This window comes from Streptomyces sp. NPDC127595, assembly GCF_042671685.1.
Lineage (GTDB): Bacteria > Actinomycetota > Actinomycetes > Streptomycetales > Streptomycetaceae > Streptomyces.
The window spans coordinates 120,518-139,450 of record NZ_JBHXWK010000002.1 but is presented as its reverse complement, the minus strand read 5'-3'; the positions used below and the strand labels follow the sequence as shown (position 1 = coordinate 139,450).

The following is an 18,933-nucleotide window of genomic DNA, read 5'->3' as shown; positions in this document are numbered from 1 at the left end:
ATGACGATCCTGGTCATCACGGGGACGGGCACGGAGGTCGGCAAGACGATCGTCACCGCCGCCATCGCCGCCACAGCCGCCGCGACCGGGCGGTCCGTGGCCGTCCTCAAGCCGGCACAGACCGGCGTACGTCCGGACGAACGCGGCGACGCCGACGAGGTGGCCCGGCTCGCGGGCGCCGTGACCACGCTCGAACTCGCCCGGTATCCCGAGCCGTTGGCCCCCGCGACGGCCGCGCGGCGATCCCGGCTCGCGCCGGTGCGACCCCACGAGGTGGCGGAAGCGGCGGCCAAGCTGGCCACCGAGCACGACCTGGTGCTGGTGGAGGGCGCGGGCGGGCTGCTCGTACGGTTCGACGACGAGGGCGGAACGCTGGCGGACGCGGCACGGCTGCTGGAGGCGCCGGTGCTGGTCGTCGCCTCGGCGGGCCTGGGCACGCTGAACACGACGGAGCTGACGGCACGTGAACTCCGTCGCCGGGGGCTGGACTTCGCGGGTGTCGTCATCGGTTGCTGGCCCAACGACCCGGACCTGGCGTCCCGTTGCAACCTCGCGGACCTTCCGGAGGTGGCGGGAGCTCCGCTGCTAGGTGCGGTTCCGGAGGGAGCGGGGGTTGTCGAACCCGCCGACTTCCGCGCGGGGGCGCCGAGTTGGCTGGCGCCGAGGCTGGGCGGGACCTGGGACGCGGTCGCCTTCAGTGCCGGGTGCGCCCCGTAAGGGGCGCGGGGCTGTGACACCGTGCGGCTCCGCCGCGTGGGCGCGACCAGCCACGAACCACCCGCGGCCGACGAACCACACCAGTCACCCCTCCCCGATCAACCGCACCAATTCGATCCGCGATCGGATACCCAACCGGGCGAAGACACCGCGCAGATGGTGATCGATGGTGCGCGGACTGAGCGCGAGCCGCGCGGCGATCTCCCGGTTGGTCGCCCCCTCGGCGGCCATGCGGGCCACCATCAGTTGCTGAGCGGTCAGGCGGGTCGCGAGGTCCGCCTGTCCGCGCGCGGGGAGGGCCGGCTCCCCCAGGGCGCGAAGCTCCGCCCGGGCCTGCGCAGCACACGGCGCCGACCCGAAGTGCTCGAACGCCTCGAGGGCGCTGTGCAGCCGGTCGCGTGCCTCCGTACGGTGCCTCAGTCGTCGTAGCGCACCGCCGAACAGCAGCTCCGTGCGGGCCCGTTCGAAGTCGCGGGTGCCGGCGGCGTGCAGATCGAGGGCGGTGCGGTAGTGCTCGACTGCTTCGGGGCCGGAGGCCAGGAGGGCGTGGCAGCGGGCGCTGAGGGCGAGGTCGTCGGCGCTGCGGACGGTGCGGGCCCAGCGGTCGTAGGCGGCGTGGGCGGCCCGGGCGACGCGGGTGTCGCCGCTGCGGACGGCGGCCTCGACGTAGAGCGGGGTCGCGATGTGGCGGATGGCACGGTGCCCGTGGCCCGGTCCGAATCCGGCGAGGGCGCGCAAGCGGGCCGCGGAGGCGGCGAACCGGCCTGCGCCGAGGTCGAGGAAGGCGAGTGCGAACAGGGCCAGCGCGGCGGGCAGGCCGAGGCCACGGGCCAGGGCGTAGGAGCGGGCGGACTCGGCGCGTTCCCGGCATACGTCCTCGTCACCGGTGAGAGCGGCGAACATGGCCAGGGCTGCCTGGAGATGGCAGGCACCGTTGTCCTGACCTGTGGCGTACGCCTGACGCAGCGCGTCGAGGGTGTCGGCCTCCGCGGCGCGGGAGCGGCCGGTCCAGAACTCGGCGTACGCCCTGAACTCCATCGCCTGCGGCACGGTCACGGTCTCACCCCTGGCGCGGGCCGACGCGGCGGCCCGCAAGGCGGCGGCGGAGGCTCGCGCGTGGTCGCCGAGAAGCAGTGCCGCGATCGCGGCGTGGATGAGCAGAGTGGGGTCTCCACCGGGTCCGCACCGTCCGGCTGCCGCTTCGAGCAGGTCCCGCGCGTCCTCGTAGCGCCCCTCGAAGGCAGCGGCCAGCCCGCCCAGCGTGCCGGGCGGCACGATTCCGAGCCGGTCGGCGACGGCGACCGCCTCCCGGCACCGGCGCAGATCACCTGTATAGACGGCGGCTTCGGTGACCCGGGCGAGCAGGTGCACGGCGGCGGCACCACGTGCGAGGCGCGCCTCGGCGGTCGGCCGATCCCTGTCAGGTCTTCGCGAGCCGGTCGCGGTGCGATCCGTGTCCACCGGCGAGTCAGGGGAGAGTGCCGGGCCGCCGTCGGCCAACGACAGCTCGCCGACAGCGCCGGCCCCGACCACCGGCGACTCGTCGGAGAGCCCCAGACCGACCTCGGCCACCGGCGACACATCAGAAAGCCCGAGACCGACCTCGACCACCGGCAGCTCACCGACAGCGCCCACGCCGGCCGCCGACGACACATCGGAGAACCCGAGACCGACCTCGACCACAGGCAGCTCAACGACAACGCCCACATCGACCACCGGCGACACATCGGAGAACCCGAGACCGACCTCGACCACAGGCAGCTCACCGACAACGCCCACATCGACCACCGGCGACACATCGGAGAACCCGAGACCGACCTCGACCACCGGCAACTCGCCACCCGTGCCGTGCACGCCAGGCCTGGCGCGGACGGGTGCCTCCGGCAGTTCGCCGCCCGTGCCGTGCACGCCAAGCGTGGCGCGGACGGGTGCCTCCGGCAGCTCGCCACCGGGGCCCCGGGCAGCGGGACCGCCGTCGGCCGCATGCCGCCGAGCTGCCCGAGTGTTCTCGGCGCCCGCAGGACTCCCCCGCAGCTCATCGGTGGCCCCACTCGCCCCCTGCACCGCGCAGCGGGCCGCCGCCGTGAGGAGTGCGTCGAACGCGTCGGTCGCGTTGCCCGCGCGCAGGGCCAGCAGGCCGCTGAGCGCGTCGTCGGGGGTGGCCGCGGCGAGGCGGCGGGCGCGGTCGGTGTCGCCGGAGTGCCAGGCGTCGGTGGCGGCGCGGGCGAGCAGGTGGGTGCGCTCGCGCGGATCGGGCGCCAGGGCGGCGGCGCGCTCCAGAAGGGCGCAGGCGAGGGCGTGTTCACGCGTGGCGCGCGCCAGGTCCGCGGCCACTCGGAGCCGCGCGGCAAGCCTTCGGCTGGGGCCGAGCGCGGCGGCTCCCTGGTGCCAGGCACGGCGCGGCTCCTCGCCCTCGCCGCGCAGGACGCGCGCCAGCAGTTGGTGGACCTCGCGCCGGTCCGACGGGGGGACCGTCTCGTACACGGCGATCCGGGTCCACGGGTCGCGGAAGACGATCCCGTCGGCCGTGGCATGAGCCAGCCCGGCCGCCTCGGCGGCGTCGAGGTGCCGGGTGTCGAGCCGGGCCGCGGTGACGGCACGCAGGTAGGCCTGGGTGGCCACCGGGTGCTGGTCGGCCGCCGCGAGGAGCAGGAGGAAGCGGGTGCTGTCCGGCAGGGCGCGGACTTCCTGGCGGTACGCGCGCAGCAGCGCGGGCGGGCGAGCCGGAAGCGGGTCCAGGCCCGTGAGTTGACGCTCCGTCAGCAGCGAGGCGAGTTCCGCGGCCGCGTGCCGGTCGCCGTGGGCGGCGCGCAGCACCCGTACACGCACACCTTCGGAAAGTGAGAGGCCGAGCCCGGGCTGCGCGGCGGGTGCGCGCCGTGCCGGGTCGGGATGCTGCCACGTGGGTGTGCGTGGCGGTGGCGAAGTGGGCGGGAGAGGTGGGGGGTTCACCGGAGTCACCACCTGTATGACGTTACTGGCGGGTTAACTGACAAGTAAAGACCGGCGAGTTCACCGATGCGCCGCGCGTAGACCCCGGCCGACACTCCTGATTACCCCACCCGACTCAGGAGGCACCATGCAAACCCGCATGCGTCGCATCGCCGCGTTCTTCTCCACCGTGGCCGCCGCGCTCCTTCTGTCACTCTCCCTCTCCGCGCCCGCACAGGCCGCGACCCACAACCCCGTGATCTTCGTCCACGGGCTGAGCAGTTCGGCGAGCAGCTGGGACGACTGGATCGCCGACTTCAAGGCCGATGGCTACACCGATTCCGAGCTGTACGCGTGGTCGTACAGCTGGGGGCAGTCGAACGTCACGACCGCCCAGCAGCTCGCCACCAAGGTCCAGAGCGTGCTCGCGGCGACCGGCGCGTCCAAGGTCGATCTGGTCGCCCACTCCATGGGCCCGCTCAGCTCCCGCTACTACCTCAAGAACCTCGGCGGCACGGCGTACGTGGACGACTTCGTCTCGGTCGCCGGGACGAACCACGGCACGAGCCTGGCCGGGTGGTGCGCGTGGCTCTACACGTCCTGCGCCCAGATGAACACCGGCAGTTCCTTCCTGACCGCGCTCAACTCGGGTGACGAGACACCGGGCAGCGTCTCCTACGCCAGCTACTGGTCGAACTGCGACGAGTACCTCGACCCGGACAGCACCGCCCTTCTGAACGGCGCAACGAACGTGGGAGTCGGATGCATCGCGCACACCGACACGAACAACGACTACGGCGTCTACACACAGGTGCGGAACTTCATCGCCTGACGACCCCGCCCGACGCACCGGAGCGCCGCCGCTGTGTGGTCCCTGCGCGGCCGGGACCACACAGCGGGGGTGCCACGGACCCTCAGGGGGGACAATCGCGGTAAGACCCGTCCTCCCGGGAGGTCCGTCATGCCGCTCCGGTCCGCCAGCTCCGGCAAGGTGTCGCGGGACCCCGTGCACCATCCCCTGTTCGCGCGCTACTACGCCCGTGTCAGCGTCGCCGCCGAGACTCGGATGGGCATGGGCGGCGTACGCGGCCGGCTGCTCGCCGGGCTCTCGGGGCGGGTCATCGAGATCGGTGCGGGAAACGGACTGAATTTCGCGCACTATCCGAGCACCGTCTCGGAGGTCGTCGCCATCGAACCCGAGCGGTTGCTGCGGCAGTTGGCTGTCGAGGCCGCCCTGCGCGCCGAGGTGCCCGTCGACGTGGCGCCGGGCACGGCGGAGGCTCTGCCGGTCAAGAGCGAGGCCTTCGACGCGGCTGTGGTCTCGCTGGTGCTGTGCAGTGTGCGCGATGTGCCACGCACCCTCGCCGAGCTGCGGCGCGTGCTCCGGCCCGGCGGCACCCTGCGGTTCTTCGAGCACGGCCGAGGCGGCGGGCGTTCGATGACGTACGCCCAGCGCGGTCTGGACCGCACGGTGTGGCCGCGGCTCAGTGGCGGCTGCCATCTGGCGCGCGACCCCATCGCCGCGCTTCGGGATGCCGGGTTCGAACTGGGCCCGTACCGGCGGATGTTGATGCCCGAGAAGGGACCGCGGCTGCCCACCTCCTACTGCGTACTGGGCACCGCCCGCCGCCCCGTGGCCGAGGGTGGCGAACCCTCGGCGGAGGCCTCATAAGCTCCACTGCCGGAGTTCCTGCGCGATGTCGTGCACGGTCGCGTCGCCGCCCTTCACCAGGCGGGCGAGCTCCCGCACCTGCTCGGGAGACGTGACGACCTTGAGGCCGCTGGCGACGAGATAGCCGTACGCGACGGCCGAGGCGAACATCGCGTTGGAGCGTTCGAGCGCGGGTACGTGCAGGAGGAGTTGGAGCAGCGCGGCGGCGCGGGCGTGCGGGCTGTCGTAGACGGGAATGCCGAATATCTCCGCCTCGTGCCGGCTGACGGCGGCGACGAGGGCTCCCCAGTCGGTGACCTGGGGGTCTCCGGGTGTCTGGTGTTCGGCGATCATGAGGAGCCAGGCAAGGTCGACTCTGAGACTGCTCAAGGGATCAGCGACGACCTTCGCGCGTGCTCGCGTGGTCGCCGGCCCGGTTGGCCGCTCGACTTCCTTCTCGGTCCGAGCCGAACTCCTCGGCGAAGACGCTCTCGTACTGCTTCATGAAGTCGGCGGCGGCGTCGACGAAGGTGTGGCCGACTTCCCCGGTGTCCTGTCTGACCAGCTCTTCGATGTAGCGGTTGACACTCATCCCGCGCTCCAGAGCTCGTTCGCGAGCGGCCCGGGCTGTGCCCTCGTCCACTCGTACGTTCAGCTGAGTCTTCGCCATACCTAGAAGCTAGCGCCGAATCGCTAGCACCGGCAAGAGGGCATCCCTGACCCTGAGGGTGGAGATTGCCCCTTACACGGGTATCAGGGGCAGGACCTGGGGCGGAGAAGGGCCCAGCACTTCGGGGGGATACCGGGTGTGCCCAGGATCACACTAGGCTCGGCCGCGACAAGGGAGTCGGGACGTCCATCACTGAGGAGGCGGCCTTGTCCACACCTGCTGCGGAGCACGTCGTCGGCCGGGCGGAAGCCGAGGGGACCGCCGCTCGCGCCCGCGGTCTGACCAAGGCCTACGGCTCGGGCGAGACGACCGTGCTCGCCCTCGACGCGGTCGACGTCGACATCGCGCGTGGCCGGTTCACCGCGGTCATGGGCCCGTCGGGCTCCGGGAAGTCCACCCTCATGCACTGCCTGGCGGGGCTCGACACCGTTTCGGCCGGACAGGTGTGGCTCGGCGACACCGAGATCACCGGGCTGAAGGACCGCGAGCTGACCCGGCTGCGGCGGGACCGGATCGGCTTCATGTTCCAGTCGTTCAACCTGATCCCGACGCTGAACGCGGCCGAGAACATCACCCTGCCCATGGACATCGCGGGCCAGAAGCCCGACCAGAAGTGGCTGGACCAGGTCATCGACACGCTCGGTCTGCGGGACCGGCTGAAGCACCGGCCGTCGCAGCTCTCCGGCGGCCAGCAGCAGCGCGTTGCCTGTGCCCGCGCACTCGCCTCGCGCCCCGAGCTGATCTTCGCCGACGAGCCGACCGGCAACCTCGACTCCCGCGCGGGGCTCGAAGTCCTCGGCTTCCTGCGCGAGGCGGTCGACACACTGGGCCAGACCGTCGTCATGGTCACGCACGACCCGAGCGCCGCCGCCCACTCCGACCTGGTGCTCTTCCTGGGGGACGGACGGATCGTCGACGAGATCGAGCGGCCGACGGCGGACGCGGTGCTGGAGCGGTTGCGGCGCTCCACGGGCGGGCAGGGCGGCAGGCAGACGTCCGCTACCGACGCGGTCCCGGTACCGCTCGATGACGGTGACGGCTCCAGTGCCGCAGGTCCTGACGGCAGCTCCGATGTCGTGACCAGCGAAGGCGACTCCCGCCACACAACCACGACCGACCTCGACGCCGGTCGCGCAAGCGCAGACGGCGACACCCGCCGCACAACCACCACCGACCCCGACCCCGACGCCGGTCGCGCAAACGCCGACGGCGACACCCGTCACACAACCACCACCGACCCCGACGCCGGTCGCGCAAACGCCGACGGCGACACCCGCGACGTAACCCTCGACAAGGACTGAGGCGGTCGTGCTCAAGGCGACACTGCGGAGCTTTCTCGCGCACAAGGGGCGGCTGCTCCTCTCGGCGCTGGCGGTCGTGCTGTCCGTGGCGTTCGTCGCGGGCAGCCTCATCTTCTCGGACACGGTCACCCGCACCTTCGACCGGCTCTTCGCCTCCACTTCCGCCGATGTGACGGTGGGCCCCAAGGACGATCTCAACTCCCAGATCCCGTCCGGGGCCGCCGATACCGTGCCCGCCTCGCTGGCCGGCCGTATCTCGGAGATCGACGGGGTCGAGTCCACCCACGCGGACGCGTCCGTCGAGAACATCACGGTCGTCGACAGCAAGAACGAGTCGGTCGGGCCGACCACCGGCGCGCCCACCATCGCCACCGACTGGTACCTCACCGACCGCAGCCCGGTGAAGCTGACCTCCGGCCGCGCACCGGAAGGGGCCAGCGAGGCGCTGCTCGACGCGGACACCGCCGAGAGCAAGGACGTGAGCGTCGGCGACACCCTGACCGTGCTCGCGCAGCCCGGTACGTTCAAGGTGGAGATCGTCGGCATCGCCACCTTCACCACCACCAACCCCGGTGCCGCGCTGGTGTTCCTGGACAGCCGGACCGCGCCCGACCAGCTCCTCGGGAGCCCGGACGCCGCCACCAGCATCTCGGTGGACGCGGCCCCGGGCGTCACCGACGCCGTGCTGAAGCAGCGCATCGCCGCCGAACTCGGCACGGGCACCTACGACTTGAAGACGGCCGACGAGCAGGCCGAGGACGCCGCCGCCCAACTCGGCGGATTCCTGGACGTCATCAAGTACGTCATGCTCGGCTTCGCCGGAATCGCCGTTCTCGTGGGCGTCTTCCTCATCGTCAACACCTTCTCGATGCTGATCGCCCAACGCACCCGCGAACTGGGCCTGTTGCGCGCCCTCGGTGCCGATCGCCGACAGGTGCGCAGGTCGGTGCTGACCGAGGCGCTGCTGCTGGGTCTGGTGGGTTCCACGCTCGGCCTCGCCGCGGGCATCGGGCTGGCGGCCGGACTGATCGAGCTCATGGGCGTGTTCGGCATGAACCTCAAGTCCACCGAGATGGTGATCGGTGTGGCGACGCCCGTGTCGGCGTACGTCGTCGGGGTGGGCGTCACCTTCGTGGCGGCCTATCTCCCGGCGCGGCGCGCGTCGGGTGTCTCCCCCATGGCGGCACTCTCGGATGCCGAAGTCGCCGGTGTGGGACGGCCGTTGCGGGTGCGTGCGGTGGTCGGCTCGGTCGTCGGGGCGGCCGGCGCCGCCGCGCTCGCGGGCTGCGCCGCCTCTTCGAGTACGGCGACGTCGTCGTCACTGCTGGGACTCGGTGTCGTCCTGACGCTCATCGCCACGGTGATCGCGGGTCCGCTGCTGGTGCGGCCGGTGATCCGCGTCCTGGGCGGAGCCTTCCCCGCCCTGTTCGGCTCGGTCGGCCGGATGAGCCAGCGCAACGCGCTGCGTAATCCGCGCCGCACGGGGGCCACCGCGGCCGCCCTGATGGTGGGCCTCGCCCTGGTCGGCGGGATGTCCGTGGCGAGCGCGTCCATGTCCAAGTCCTTCGACGAGCAGATCGACAAGACGCTGGGCGCCGACTTCGTGATCCAGAACAGCAACTTCGTGCCGTTCTCGCAGGAGGTCACCGACAAGGTCCGCGGCACGGAGGGCACCGGGCTCGTCGTCCGCCAGCGCTTCTCACCGGTCGCCGTGCGGCTGCCCGACGGCAAGCGGGTCGAGACGACCGCCACCGCCTACGATCCGCAGCTCGACGAGGTCGCCCACGTCACGTACACGCAAGGGAACAGCGCGGCGGCGCTCGACGACGGGAAGATCGCCATGGACGCGGACTTCGCGAAGGATCACGACGTCACCGTCGGCAGCACGATCCCCGTCGAGTTCCCCGCCGGACGGAGCACCGAGCTGACGGTGGGGGCGCTCACCGACCAGGACGGCTCCGACGGGTTCGGGATGCAGGGCGGGCTGTTCTTCGGCTTCGCCACGATCGAGAAGTACGTGCCGGGCGGTCAGGACTCCGCGCTGTACGTGAACGCGGCCTCGGGCACCGGCGCCGACACACTGCGCGCGAATCTGGACAGGACGCTCGATCCGTATCCGCAGGTGCAGGTACGCGACCTGGCCGACTACAAGAAGCTGGTCCACGACCAGATCGCGGTGCTGCTCTACCTGGTGTACGCGCTGCTCGGGCTCGCGATCGTCATCGCGGTGCTCGGCGTGGTCAACACCCTTGCCCTGTCGGTCGTGGAGCGCACCCGCGAGATCGGGTTGCTGCGCGCCATCGGGCTCTCCCGGCGTCAGCTGCGCCGGATGATCCGCCTCGAATCGGTGGTGATCGCCGTGTTCGGCGCGATCCTCGGCCTGGCGCTCGGCCTGGTCTGGGGCGTTTGTGTGCAACAGGTGCTGGCCCTTCAGGGCATGAAGGCGTTCGCCGTTCCCTGGACGACGATCATCGCGGTGGTGGTCGGTGCGGCGCTCGTGGGCATCGTGGCGGCGCTGCTGCCGGCGCTGCGCGCGTCCCGTATGAACGTGCTTGCAGCTATCGCACACGAGTGATGTCCCGACGAAAGTGCTTGCAGCCATCGCACACGAGTGATGTCCCGCCCCCGTCAATTCGCCCAGGGCTGAGGAGAGTTCATGCCCCGTCGCTTCCGTTTCGGCGTCAGCCTGACGAACCCCGCGCCCGCCGGCGAGTGGCGCGAGAAGTGCCGCCGGGCCGAACAGCTCGGTTACGACGTGATCCTGGTCCCCGACCATCTCGGCATGCCCGCGCCGTTCCCGTCCCTGGTGGCGGCGGCCGAGGCGACCGAGCGGCCCCGCGTCGGCACCTTCGTGCTCAACGCGGGCTTCTGGAATCCCACGCTGCTGGCCCGCGAGGTGGCCACCACGGACGCGCTGACCGGCGGCCGCCTCGAACTCGGGCTCGGCACCGGCTACATACAGGCGGAGCACGACACCGCGGAGCTGCCCTTCGGCTCCGCACGCGAGCGGGTGGACCATCTCGTGCGTACGGTCGAGGAGTTGGAGCGGCTGCTCGGTGCGGCCGAACAGCCGCCGCGGGTACCGCTGTTGATCGGGGGCAACGGCGACCGGATGCTGCGGCTCACCGCGGAGCACGCCGACATCGCGGCGTTCACGGGAGCGCGGTCGGTGCCGGGCAGCGTGACGGGGACACTGGCGCCGCTCACGGCGGCGGAACTGGACGAGCGGGTGGCGGCGTACCGGAGCCTGGCAGTGGGCCGCAAGGAACCCGCCGAGCTGAACGTGCTCATTCAGATGGTCGTCGTCACCGACGACCGCGAGGCCGCGGTGCGCGAACTGCTCCCCCGCGTGCCCCAGCTGACCCTGGAACAGGTCCTGGACCTTCCCATCTTCCTGATCGGCACTCTGGAACAGCTCACCACACAGGTGCGGGCGCAGCGGGAGCGGTACGGGTTCTCGTATCTGACCGTCCTGGAGCCGTACATGGAAGCCTTCGGGACGGTGATCAAGGCACTGCGCGAGGAGTGAACCCACTGCCCGGATAGTGGAACTCCGCGCGCTGCCACAACCGTGCGTGTTGTCATCGCGGCATGACTGAACTGCGGATACGGGCCGCGGCGCCCGACGATCTCGACGCCGTGCTGGCCTTCTGGAAGGTGGCCGCCGAGGGCACGAGCATCAGCGACGACCGGGACGGCGTGGAGCGGCTGGTCTCCCGCGACCCCGAGGCGCTGATCCTCGCAGAGCGTGCGGGCGAGCTGGTCGGTACGGTGATCGCGGGCTTCGACGGCTGGCGCTGCCATCTGTACCGGCTCGCGGTGCATCCCGGACGGCGACGGCTGGGGATCGGCTCGGCGCTCCTCGCGGCCGCCGAGGAGCGGTTCGTACGACTGGGCGGGCGCCGCGGCGATGCGATGGTGCTCCAACGGAACGAGACCGCGCAACATGCGTGGCGGGCGGCGGGGTATGCGCCCGAGGAGCAATGGCGCCGTTGGGTGAAGCCTCTCGGCGACTAGGCTCACTTGACCATCCCTTTACCATGGGTCGATCCGTCGGCCCGCTGAAAGGTGTGTGAGCGTCCGCCCATGGGCGAGCCTCCCCTCGTCCGACGCCGCGATTCCCGCAGCGTCGGACGACATCGCGCGGTCCCCCCGGCCCTGGCCGATCATGGGACGGAGGTGACCCGATGACCGAACTGCTCCTCCTCCTGGTGGCAGTCCTGCTCTCCCTGGCCTGCGGCGCGTTCGTCGCGGCGGAGTTCTCGCTGACCACGGTCGAGCGCAGCGAGCTGGAGCGGGCCGTCGAGCGCGGCGAGGTCGGCGCCCAGGGCGCCCTGAAGGCCGTACGGAACCTGACTTTCCAGCTGTCCGGCGCCCAGCTCGGCATCACCGTCACCAACCTGGTGGTCGGCATGCTCTCCGAGGCGTCCATCGCCAAGCTGATCGCGGGCCCGCTGGAGTCGGCCGGCGTCTCCACCTCGGCGTCGCACTCGGTGGCGCTGGTCATCGGTACGGGCCTGTCGACGGTCTTTCTGATGGTCGTCGGCGAGCTGGTGCCCAAGAACTGGGCGATCTCCTCGCCGCTGGCGGTGGCCAAGCGGGTGGCGACACCGCAGCGCTGGTTCAGTGCCGCGTTCCGACCGTTCATCGCGCACCTCAACAACATGGCGAACCGTGTCGTGCGACGCTTCGGCCTCGAACCCGCGGAGGAGCTGGCCTCCGCGCGCGGACCGCAGGAGCTGGTGGCCCTCGCCCGGCACTCCGCCAAGGAGGGTTCCCTTGAGGCGGACACCGCCGAGCTGTTCGTGCGGACGCTGAACCTCGCCGACCTGACCGCGGAGAACGTGATGACTCCGCGCGTCCAGGTCATCGCGCTGGACGCGCAGGCGACCTGCGAGGACGTGGCGAACGCGACCCGGGCGACGGGGCTGTCCCGGTTCCCGGTCTACCGCGGCAGTCTCGACTCGGTCGTCGGCGTCGTACACATCAAGGCCGTGCTGGGCGTGCAGGCGGAGCACCGGAGCCGCACCCCCGTCTCCCAGATCATGCGCGAACCCCTGTTCGTACCGGAGTCGCTGACCGTGGACCGGCTGCTCGACCGGCTGTCCGGCCAGCGCACGATGGCCGTGGTGATCGACGAGTACGGCGGCACCGCCGGGGTCGCCACGCTGGAGGACATCGTCGAGGAGGTCGTCGGCGAGGTACGCGACGAGCACGACCCGCACGAGTTGTCCGACCTGGCACCGGTCGGCACGGACGACGACGGCCGCGCGCTGTACGAGGCCGACGGATCCCTCCGCACCGACCAGCTCGCACGGGTCGGGCTCAGGGTGCCCGACGGGCCGTACGAGACCCTCGCGGGCCTCGTCGCGACCGAGCTCGGCCGCATTCCCGCCGTCGGGGACAGCTTCGAGGTCGCCGGGTGGCGGCTGGACGTGGTGGACGCCTCGGGCCGACGCGCCGCACGTGTGCTGCTGCACGCGCCGCGCACCGAGGAGGAGGGGGCACGATGACCGCCGTACAACTGCTGATCGGCCTCGCGACGCTCGTCGTGAACGCCTTCTTCGTGGGCGCCGAGTTCGCGCTGATCTCGGTCCGCCGCAGCCAGATCGAGCCGCACGCCGAGAACGGCGACCGGCGGGCGCGCAGCGTGCTGTGGGGACTGGAACACGTGTCCGCGCTCCTTGCGGCCGCGCAGCTCGGCATCACCCTGTGCACCCTCGTCCTCGGCATCGTGGCCGAGCCGGCGATCGAGCATCTGCTGGAGCCGGTGTTCCACGCGGTGGGGGTGCCGGACAGCGCGGGTCACGCGGTCTCCTTCGTGATCGCGCTCGCCCTGGCGACCTATCTGCACATGCTGCTCGGCGAGATGGTGCCGAAGAACGTCGCGCTCGCGGAGCCGGTGCGCACCGCGCTGCTGCTGGGACCGCCGCTGGTGTGGCTCTCCCGGGCACTGCGTCCGGTGATCTTCACCATCAACACCTTCGCGAACACGCTGCTCAAACTGCTCAAGGTCGAGGTGAAGGGCGAGGTATCGGCGACCTTCACGGATGACGAGCTGGCCCGCCTCGTCAAGGACTCCAGCGCCGCGGGACTCATCGACGACCGCGCCCAGGAGCGGCTGAACGACGCCCTGGAACTCGGCCGCCGGCCCGTCCGCGATGTCGTCCTCCCGCTGGAACGCGTGGTCTACGCGCGCGTGGGCGTCACTCCTGAGCAGTTGGAGCAGCTGTCCGCCGAGTCCGGCTTCTCACGCTTCCCCGTCGTGGACGAGGGGCGCCGTATCGTCGGCTATCTGCACGTCAAGGACGCCCTGGACGCGACGCCGCGCGACCGTCCGTTCGAGGTGTCGGACATGCGGTCCATCGCGCGCGTCCGGGAGAGCACCCCGCTGGACGACGTGCTCACCGCGATGCGGCGCAGTCGTACGCATCTCGCGGCCGTGCTGGGCAGCGACGGGCGGCTCGCGGGCCTGGTGACGATGGAGGACGTGCTTCGGGAGCTGTTCGGGAAGCGGGTGTGAGGGTGGGTCCGCGGGCGACGGGGGCGGGACCGGCGGGGCTTGGCGTGTTCCGGCGGGGCTTGCGTGTCCCGGCGAGGCTTGCGTGTCCCGGCGAGGCTTGGCGTGTTCCAGGCGGGCTTTCGTGTCCCAGCGGGGCTTTCGTGTCCCAGCGGGGCCTGACCTACCGACGGGTATGCGTGCGGGTTAACATTTTTCAGCCATGCAGACGAATGCCACTTACACCAGCCTTGTCGCGGTCGGCGACTCCTTCACCGAGGGCATGTCGGACCTGTTGCCCGACGGCTCCTACCGGGGCTGGGCCGACCTCCTGGCGGGCCGGATGGCCGCGCGGACGCCCGGGTTCCGGTACGCCAATCTCGCGGTCCGCGGGAAGCTGATCGGGCAGATCGTCGAGGAACAGGTGGACGTGGCGGCCGCGATGGCGCCCGATGTGATCACGCTGGTCGGCGGGCTCAACGACACGCTGCGGCCCAAGGTCGACATGGGACGTGTCCGCGGTCTCCTGGAGGAAGCCGTGGAGCGTCTCGCCCCCGCGTGCGAGCAACTGGTCCTGATGCGCAGCCCCGGCCGCACCGGCCCGGTTCTCGAACGGTTCCGGCCCCGTATGGAGGAGCTCTTCAACCACGTCGAAGACCTCGCGAAGCGGCACGGCGCGCTGGTGGTCGACCTGTACGGGGCGCCCTCGCTCGCAGACCCCCGTATGTGGGACGTGGACCGGCTGCACCTGACCGGCGAGGGGCATCGCCGCGTCGCCGAGGCCGTGTGGCAGGTGCTCGGGTACGACCCGGAGGACACGGACTGGCACACGCCGATGCCGCCCACGGCGCCGCCCGGCTGGATCGCCCGCCGGACCGCCGACGCCCGCTTCGCCAGGCAGCACCTGCTGCCGTGGATCGGCCGCCGCCTCACGGGGCGCTCGTCGGGGGACGGGCTTCCGCCGAAGCGCCCCGAGCTGTATCCGTACGAGGAGCCGCCGGCGTAGGCCACCAGGGACCGCCGGCGTCGACCGATGGGCGCTGGCGGGCCCAGCCAACAGAACGGAGCCGCGTGTGAGCGCCAACGTCATCAACCTCAAGGGCCGTATCCACGACTTCGGCCCCCGGCTCGAACACGCGCCCGGGGACCTCGTCTACGTCGGCCGCCGCTGGACCATGGGCCACTGGGACCTCCCCCCGCACCCGCTCTACAACCCCTTCGCGTACGACACCCCCACCAAGAAGCGGGACGGCACCCGCGCCGAGGTCATGGACAAGTACCGCGCGTATCTCCTCGACCGCCCCGACCTGCTCGCTCAGGTACCGGCCCTCAGTGGCATGACCCTGGCCTGCTGGTGCGCCCCCGAGCTGTGCCACGCCGACATCCTGGCCGAGATCGCGGAGGGCTCCGGCCCGATCCGCTCGGCTCGGTAACGGCTCACAACGGGCCTACTGGTTCCCGACCGGAAGCAGGCCGCGCTCGCCGAACACCTTCTTGGCGACGAGGGTGGCGTTGAGTGCCTTGGGAAAGCCGCAGTACCCCACGGTGTGCAGCAGCGTCTCGGTGATCTCTTCGGGGGTGAGGCCGACGTTCAGTGCCGCGTTCAGGTGCACCTCCAACTGCGGTTCGCAGCCGCCGAGGGCGGTGAGCATGCCGAGGGTGACCAACTGCCGGTCGCGGGGAGGCAGGCCGGGGCGGCTGTAGATCTCCCCGAAGCCCCAGGCGACGATCTGGTGGGCGAACTCGGGGTGGATGTCGGCGAGGGCATCGATCACGCTCCGGCCGCCTTCGCCGACGACGGCTACGAGGGTCTCCATCCCGCGGTCGAAACGTTCCTGGCGGGACTCGGCCGAGGAGGGATTGGTCATGGTGCTCCCGTTTCTTTCTGCCTGGGGACTGACTGTCCAAGGGTGATGGCACGACCCTAGGACCTGGAGCGCGCTCCAGGTCGAACACTGGGAGGGCGGGCGAGCACCTGATGTGGGGGATCGCCACATGGCCCTGCGGTCGTGGATGTTGTCCGGAAGGCCTCCGACCTGGTCTCCCGGGACTGTGCGCACGGTCCGGGGCCCCAAAGACGCCGGGTAAACTCCCTACACGTGACTCCCGCGCCCGCAAAGCCCCGTATCCCCAACGTCCTCGCCGGACGTTACGCCTCCGCCGAGCTCGCCACGCTCTGGTCGCCCGAGCAGAAGGTGCGGCTTGAGCGTCAGCTCTGGGTCGCCGTGCTGCGGGCTCAGAAGGATCTCGGGATCGAGGTGCCGGACGCCGCCATCGCCGATTACGAGCGGGTGCTCGACCAGGTCGACCTGGCCTCGATCGCCGAGCGCGAGAAGGTCACGCGGCATGACGTGAAGGCGCGGATCGAGGAGTTCAACGATCTCGCCGGGCACGAGCAGGTCCACAAGGGCATGACGTCCCGGGACCTCACGGAGAACGTCGAGCAGCTCCAGATCCGGCTCTCGCTGGAGCTGGTACGCGACCGTGCGGTCGCCGTCCTGGCACGGCTCGGCAAGCTCGCGGGCGAGTACGGCGAGCTGGTCATGGCCGGCCGCTCGCACAACGTGGCGGCGCAGGCCACCACCCTCGGCAAGCGCTTCGCGACCGCCGCCGACGAGCTGCTGGTGGCGTACGGCCGGGTCGAGGAGCTGCTCGGCCGCTACCCGCTGCGCGGCATCAAGGGCCCGGTCGGCACAGCTCAGGACATGCTCGACCTGCTCGGCGGCGACGCGGCGAAGCTCGCGGATCTGGAGCAGCGGATCGCCCGGCACCTCGGCTTCTCGCAGGCGTTCACCTCCGTCGGCCAGGTCTATCCGCGCTCGCTCGACTACGACGTGGTGACCGCGTTGGTACAGCTGGCGGCCGCTCCGTCCTCGACCGCCAAGACGATCCGGCTGATGGCCGGGCACGAGCTGGTGACCGAGGGCTTCAAGCCCGGCCAGGTCGGCTCCTCGGCGATGCCGCACAAGATGAACACCCGCTCCTGCGAGCGCGTCAACGGCCTGATGGTGATCCTGCGCGGCTATGCCTCGATGACCGGCGAGCTGGCGGGCGACCAGTGGAATGAGGGCGATGTGTCGTGCTCGGTCGTACGCCGGGTCGCGCTGCCCGACGCGTTCTTCGCGCTGGACGGCCTGCTGGAGACCTTCCTCACCGTCCTCGACGAGTTCGGCGCGTTCCCGGCCGTCGTGGCGCGTGAGCTGGACCGTTACCTGCCGTTCCTCGCGACGACCAAGGTCCTGATGGCCGCGGTGCGCGCGGGCGTCGGCCGGGAGGTCGCGCACGAGGCCATCAAGGAGAACGCGGTCGCCTCGGCCCTCGCCATGCGTGAACAGGGCGCCGAGCGCAACGAACTGCTCGACAAGCTCGCCGCGGACGAGCGCATCCCGCTGGACCGTGCCCAGCTCGACGAACTGATGGCCGACAAGCTGTCCTTCACGGGGGCCGCCGCCGACCAGGTCGCCGTCGTCGTCGGCCGTATCGAGGAGATCGTGAAGCAGCACCCGGAGGCCGCGGGCTACACGCCGGGGGCGATCCTCTGACCCGCTTCACCCCGCAGGAACTGGAGGCCGCCCGCGACCGTCTCGTCCCCGACGTGGCCGCGGTCGGCCTCCGCGTCCTGTTCTGCGGTATCAACCCCGGCCTCATGACGGCCGCGACGGGCCACCACTTCGCCCGCCCCGGCAACCGCTTCTGGCCGGTGCTCCACCTGTCCGGCTTCACACCGCGTCTCATGAAGCCCGCGGAACAGGGCGAGTTGCCGTCGTACGGCCTGGGCATCACGAACGTCGTGGCGCGCGCGACCGCTCGTGCCGACGAACTGACCGCCGAGGAGTACCGCGAGGGCGGCCGGCTGCTCACCGCCAAGGTGGAACGGCTGCGGCCGCGCTGGCTCGCCGTGGTGGGCGTGACCGCGTACCGGGCGGCGTTCGATGACCGCAAGGCCGCCATCGGCCCCCACGAGAGGCGGATCGGGGCCAGCAGGGTGTGGGTGCTCCCCAACCCCAGTGGTCTCAACGCGCACTGGACGGCGGCGACGATGGCGGAGGAGTACGGGCGGTTGCGGGCGGCTGCCTCCGAGGGTTAGCGGGGCGGGGCGACTGCCCCAGGGTCAGCGGATCGGGGGCGGCTGCCACCCTGGACCAGGGGATCAGGTGCGGCTGCCACCGAGGAGCAGCAGCTCGGGGCGCGTTCCACCCAGGGCCGGCAAATCGGGGGCGGCTGCCACCGTGGACCAAGAGAGCCCGTGCGGCTGCCACCAGGGACCAGGGGATCCGGTCCGGCTGTCACCGAGGAGCAGTAACTCGGGGCAACTGCCGTCCAGGGGCGGCGGATCGCAGGCGGCTGCCGCCAGGGCTTGCCGGGCGGGCGGCGCCGCTCGCCACCGGCGGGCCGGCGCCCACGTCCGCACGTCCGCGTTCTAGACGACGGGTCAGGCGTCGCGGCGGCGAATGCTCCACGTGCCGGCCGCCAGGGCTGCCGCCGTCCAGGCCGCGGTCACGGCGAGCCCCGTCCAGGGTCCGAGGGCGCCGTCCCATGTCTCGTGGAAGACCACCTGGCCCGCCTTGTCGGGCAGGAAGTCGGCCACGCCTCCGGAAGCGCTGCCGACGACGAAGGAGACGATCAGGAGGAACGGGATCAGGATGCTCAGGGTGGCGACACCGCTGCGCAGGACGGCGGCGAGACCGGCCGCGAACAGGGCCATGAGCATCAGGTAGATGCCGCAGCCGACGACACCACGCAGGCCCTCGCTCCAGCTCAGCCCGCTCGCTTTCGTCCCGAGAGCCGCCTTCCCGACGGCCAGACTCACCGCCCCCGTGACCAGGCCGACGGCCAGCACGGGAACGGCGATCGCCACCGCCTTGGCCGCGAACCACCGCAGCCGGTCGGGCACCGCGGCCAACGACACGCGGAGCGCACCGCCATGGAACTCGGCCGAGACGGCCTGCGCGCCGAAGGTGATGGCCGCTATCTGTCCGAAGCTGACGCCGAAGAACGCCGAGAACAGCGGGTCGAAACCCTCCCCTTCGGTCCCCTCGGTGTCGAGCCCGGCGATCGCCGAGAAGAGCGCGGTGGCGAGGAGAACGCCGCACAGCCCTCCGACCAGCGACCGCAGGGTCCGGATCTTGATCCATTCCGCGTGGAGTGCGGGTGCGAACGTCAT

General features: G+C 71.3%; 17 protein-coding genes and 1 pseudogene. 13 read left to right on the top strand and 5 right to left on the bottom strand.

Going from position 1 to position 18,933, the window contains the following annotated elements:
* On the top strand, positions 1-717 hold the full coding sequence (gene bioD / locus ACFVKT_RS07060) for a dethiobiotin synthase (protein WP_385728448.1): 717 nt from the start codon (positions 1-3) through the stop codon (positions 715-717).
* A gap of 84 nt (positions 718-801) precedes the next feature.
* Here bioD and ACFVKT_RS07055 read toward each other — a convergent pair whose 3' ends face one another.
* The gene (locus ACFVKT_RS07055) at positions 802-3,546 is read right to left on the bottom strand and encodes a LuxR C-terminal-related transcriptional regulator (protein ID WP_385728446.1); all 2,745 of its coding nucleotides are present in this window, start codon (positions 3,544-3,546) and stop codon (positions 802-804) included.
* Positions 3,547-3,796: 250 nt separating this feature from the next.
* On the opposite strand from ACFVKT_RS07055, the gene ACFVKT_RS07050 reads away from it, so the two are divergent.
* Positions 3,797-4,480 (top strand): esterase/lipase family protein, encoded by a 684-nt coding sequence (locus ACFVKT_RS07050; RefSeq protein WP_385728444.1) that lies wholly within the window; start codon positions 3,797-3,799, stop codon positions 4,478-4,480.
* Between the two features lie 129 nt (positions 4,481-4,609).
* The gene (locus ACFVKT_RS07045; protein ID WP_385728441.1) at positions 4,610-5,320 is read left to right on the top strand and encodes a class I SAM-dependent methyltransferase; all 711 of its coding nucleotides are present in this window, start codon (positions 4,610-4,612) and stop codon (positions 5,318-5,320) included.
* Here the strand turns inward: ACFVKT_RS07045 and ACFVKT_RS07040 are convergent.
* Both ACFVKT_RS07040 and ACFVKT_RS07035 read right to left on the bottom strand, forming a co-directional pair.
* A complete protein-coding gene (locus ACFVKT_RS07040; protein ID WP_365442790.1) occupies positions 5,315-5,689 on the bottom strand; it encodes a fic family toxin-antitoxin system, toxin component in 375 nt (124 codons plus the stop codon). The genes ACFVKT_RS07045 and ACFVKT_RS07040 overlap by 6 nt on opposite strands.
* Positions 5,690-5,693: 4 nt before the next feature.
* Entirely contained in the window at positions 5,694-5,969 is a 276-nt protein-coding gene (locus ACFVKT_RS07035; RefSeq protein ID WP_385728439.1) for a toxin-antitoxin system HicB family antitoxin, read from the bottom strand.
* A 206-nt stretch (positions 5,970-6,175) separates the two neighbouring features.
* Between ACFVKT_RS07035 and ACFVKT_RS07030 the strand changes: the two are divergent.
* The 8 genes and pseudogenes from ACFVKT_RS07030 to ACFVKT_RS06995 all read left to right on the top strand — a co-directional run.
* Positions 6,176-6,935 (top strand): annotated as a pseudogene (locus tag ACFVKT_RS07030) (ABC transporter ATP-binding protein); the annotation flags it as partial.
* 342 nt (positions 6,936-7,277) lie between these two features.
* Complete coding sequence (locus ACFVKT_RS07025; protein WP_385728436.1) at positions 7,278-9,845, top strand: ABC transporter permease; 2,568 nt, start codon at positions 7,278-7,280, stop codon at positions 9,843-9,845.
* 81 nt (positions 9,846-9,926) lie between these two features.
* Complete coding sequence (locus ACFVKT_RS07020; protein WP_385728433.1) at positions 9,927-10,799, top strand: LLM class F420-dependent oxidoreductase; 873 nt, start codon at positions 9,927-9,929, stop codon at positions 10,797-10,799.
* A gap of 62 nt (positions 10,800-10,861) precedes the next feature.
* Positions 10,862-11,287 carry a GNAT family N-acetyltransferase gene (locus tag ACFVKT_RS07015; RefSeq protein WP_385728431.1) on the top strand — a complete coding sequence of 142 codons (426 nt, stop codon included), beginning with the start codon at positions 10,862-10,864 and terminating at the stop codon, positions 11,285-11,287.
* A gap of 170 nt (positions 11,288-11,457) precedes the next feature.
* Positions 11,458-12,783 (top strand): hemolysin family protein, encoded by a 1,326-nt coding sequence (locus tag ACFVKT_RS07010; protein ID WP_385728429.1) that lies wholly within the window; start codon positions 11,458-11,460, stop codon positions 12,781-12,783.
* A complete protein-coding gene (locus ACFVKT_RS07005; RefSeq protein WP_385728427.1) occupies positions 12,780-13,793 on the top strand; it encodes a hemolysin family protein in 1,014 nt (337 codons plus the stop codon). Before ACFVKT_RS07010 ends, ACFVKT_RS07005 begins: the two co-directional genes overlap by 4 nt.
* A gap of 199 nt (positions 13,794-13,992) precedes the next feature.
* Positions 13,993-14,775, top strand: a complete 783-nt coding sequence (locus tag ACFVKT_RS07000) for an SGNH/GDSL hydrolase family protein (RefSeq protein WP_385728425.1) — start codon at positions 13,993-13,995, stop codon at positions 14,773-14,775.
* 67 nt (positions 14,776-14,842) lie between these two features.
* On the top strand, positions 14,843-15,202 hold the full coding sequence (locus tag ACFVKT_RS06995) for a DUF4326 domain-containing protein (protein ID WP_385728423.1): 360 nt from the start codon (positions 14,843-14,845) through the stop codon (positions 15,200-15,202).
* A gap of 15 nt (positions 15,203-15,217) precedes the next feature.
* Here the strand turns inward: ACFVKT_RS06995 and ACFVKT_RS06990 are convergent, their stop codons facing one another.
* Positions 15,218-15,637: a carboxymuconolactone decarboxylase family protein gene (locus ACFVKT_RS06990; RefSeq protein WP_385728421.1), complete on the bottom strand. Its 420-nt coding sequence runs from the start codon at positions 15,635-15,637 to the stop codon at positions 15,218-15,220.
* Positions 15,638-15,868: 231 nt separating this feature from the next.
* On the opposite strand from ACFVKT_RS06990, the gene purB reads away from it, so the two are divergent.
* Positions 15,869-17,311, top strand: coding sequence for an adenylosuccinate lyase (gene purB / locus ACFVKT_RS06985; protein ID WP_385728419.1), 1,443 nt, complete (start codon positions 15,869-15,871; stop codon positions 17,309-17,311).
* On the top strand, positions 17,308-17,856 hold the full coding sequence (gene mug, locus ACFVKT_RS06980) for a G/U mismatch-specific DNA glycosylase (RefSeq protein WP_385729882.1): 549 nt from the start codon (positions 17,308-17,310) through the stop codon (positions 17,854-17,856). Before purB ends, mug begins: the two co-directional genes overlap by 4 nt.
* 345 nt (positions 17,857-18,201) lie before the next feature.
* Here mug and ACFVKT_RS06975 read toward each other — a convergent pair whose 3' ends face one another.
* The gene (locus tag ACFVKT_RS06975; protein WP_385728417.1) at positions 18,202-18,933 is read right to left on the bottom strand and encodes an ABC transporter permease; all 732 of its coding nucleotides are present in this window, start codon (positions 18,931-18,933) and stop codon (positions 18,202-18,204) included.

What these genes read in the sequence shown, in the direction of transcription:
- bioD (WP_385728448.1), top strand. Translation starts at nt 1, where the DNA reads ATGACGATCCTGGTCATCACGGGGACGGGCACGGAGGTCGGCAAGACG.
- ACFVKT_RS07050 (WP_385728444.1), top strand. Translation starts at nt 3,797, where the DNA reads ATGCAAACCCGCATGCGTCGCATCGCCGCGTTCTTCTCCACCGTGGCC.
- ACFVKT_RS07045 (WP_385728441.1), top strand. Translation starts at nt 4,610, where the DNA reads ATGCCGCTCCGGTCCGCCAGCTCCGGCAAGGTGTCGCGGGACCCCGTG.
- ACFVKT_RS07035 (WP_385728439.1), bottom strand. Translation starts at nt 5,969, where the DNA reads ATGGCGAAGACTCAGCTGAACGTACGAGTGGACGAGGGCACAGCCCGG.
- ACFVKT_RS07020 (WP_385728433.1), top strand. Translation starts at nt 9,927, where the DNA reads ATGCCCCGTCGCTTCCGTTTCGGCGTCAGCCTGACGAACCCCGCGCCC.
- ACFVKT_RS07015 (WP_385728431.1), top strand. Translation starts at nt 10,862, where the DNA reads ATGACTGAACTGCGGATACGGGCCGCGGCGCCCGACGATCTCGACGCC.
- ACFVKT_RS07010 (WP_385728429.1), top strand. Translation starts at nt 11,458, where the DNA reads ATGACCGAACTGCTCCTCCTCCTGGTGGCAGTCCTGCTCTCCCTGGCC.
- ACFVKT_RS07005 (WP_385728427.1), top strand. Translation starts at nt 12,780, where the DNA reads ATGACCGCCGTACAACTGCTGATCGGCCTCGCGACGCTCGTCGTGAAC.
- ACFVKT_RS07000 (WP_385728425.1), top strand. Translation starts at nt 13,993, where the DNA reads ATGCAGACGAATGCCACTTACACCAGCCTTGTCGCGGTCGGCGACTCC.
- ACFVKT_RS06990 (WP_385728421.1), bottom strand. Translation starts at nt 15,637, where the DNA reads ATGACCAATCCCTCCTCGGCCGAGTCCCGCCAGGAACGTTTCGACCGC.
- ACFVKT_RS06975 (WP_385728417.1), bottom strand. Translation starts at nt 18,933, where the DNA reads ATGACGTTCGCACCCGCACTCCACGCGGAATGGATCAAGATCCGGACC.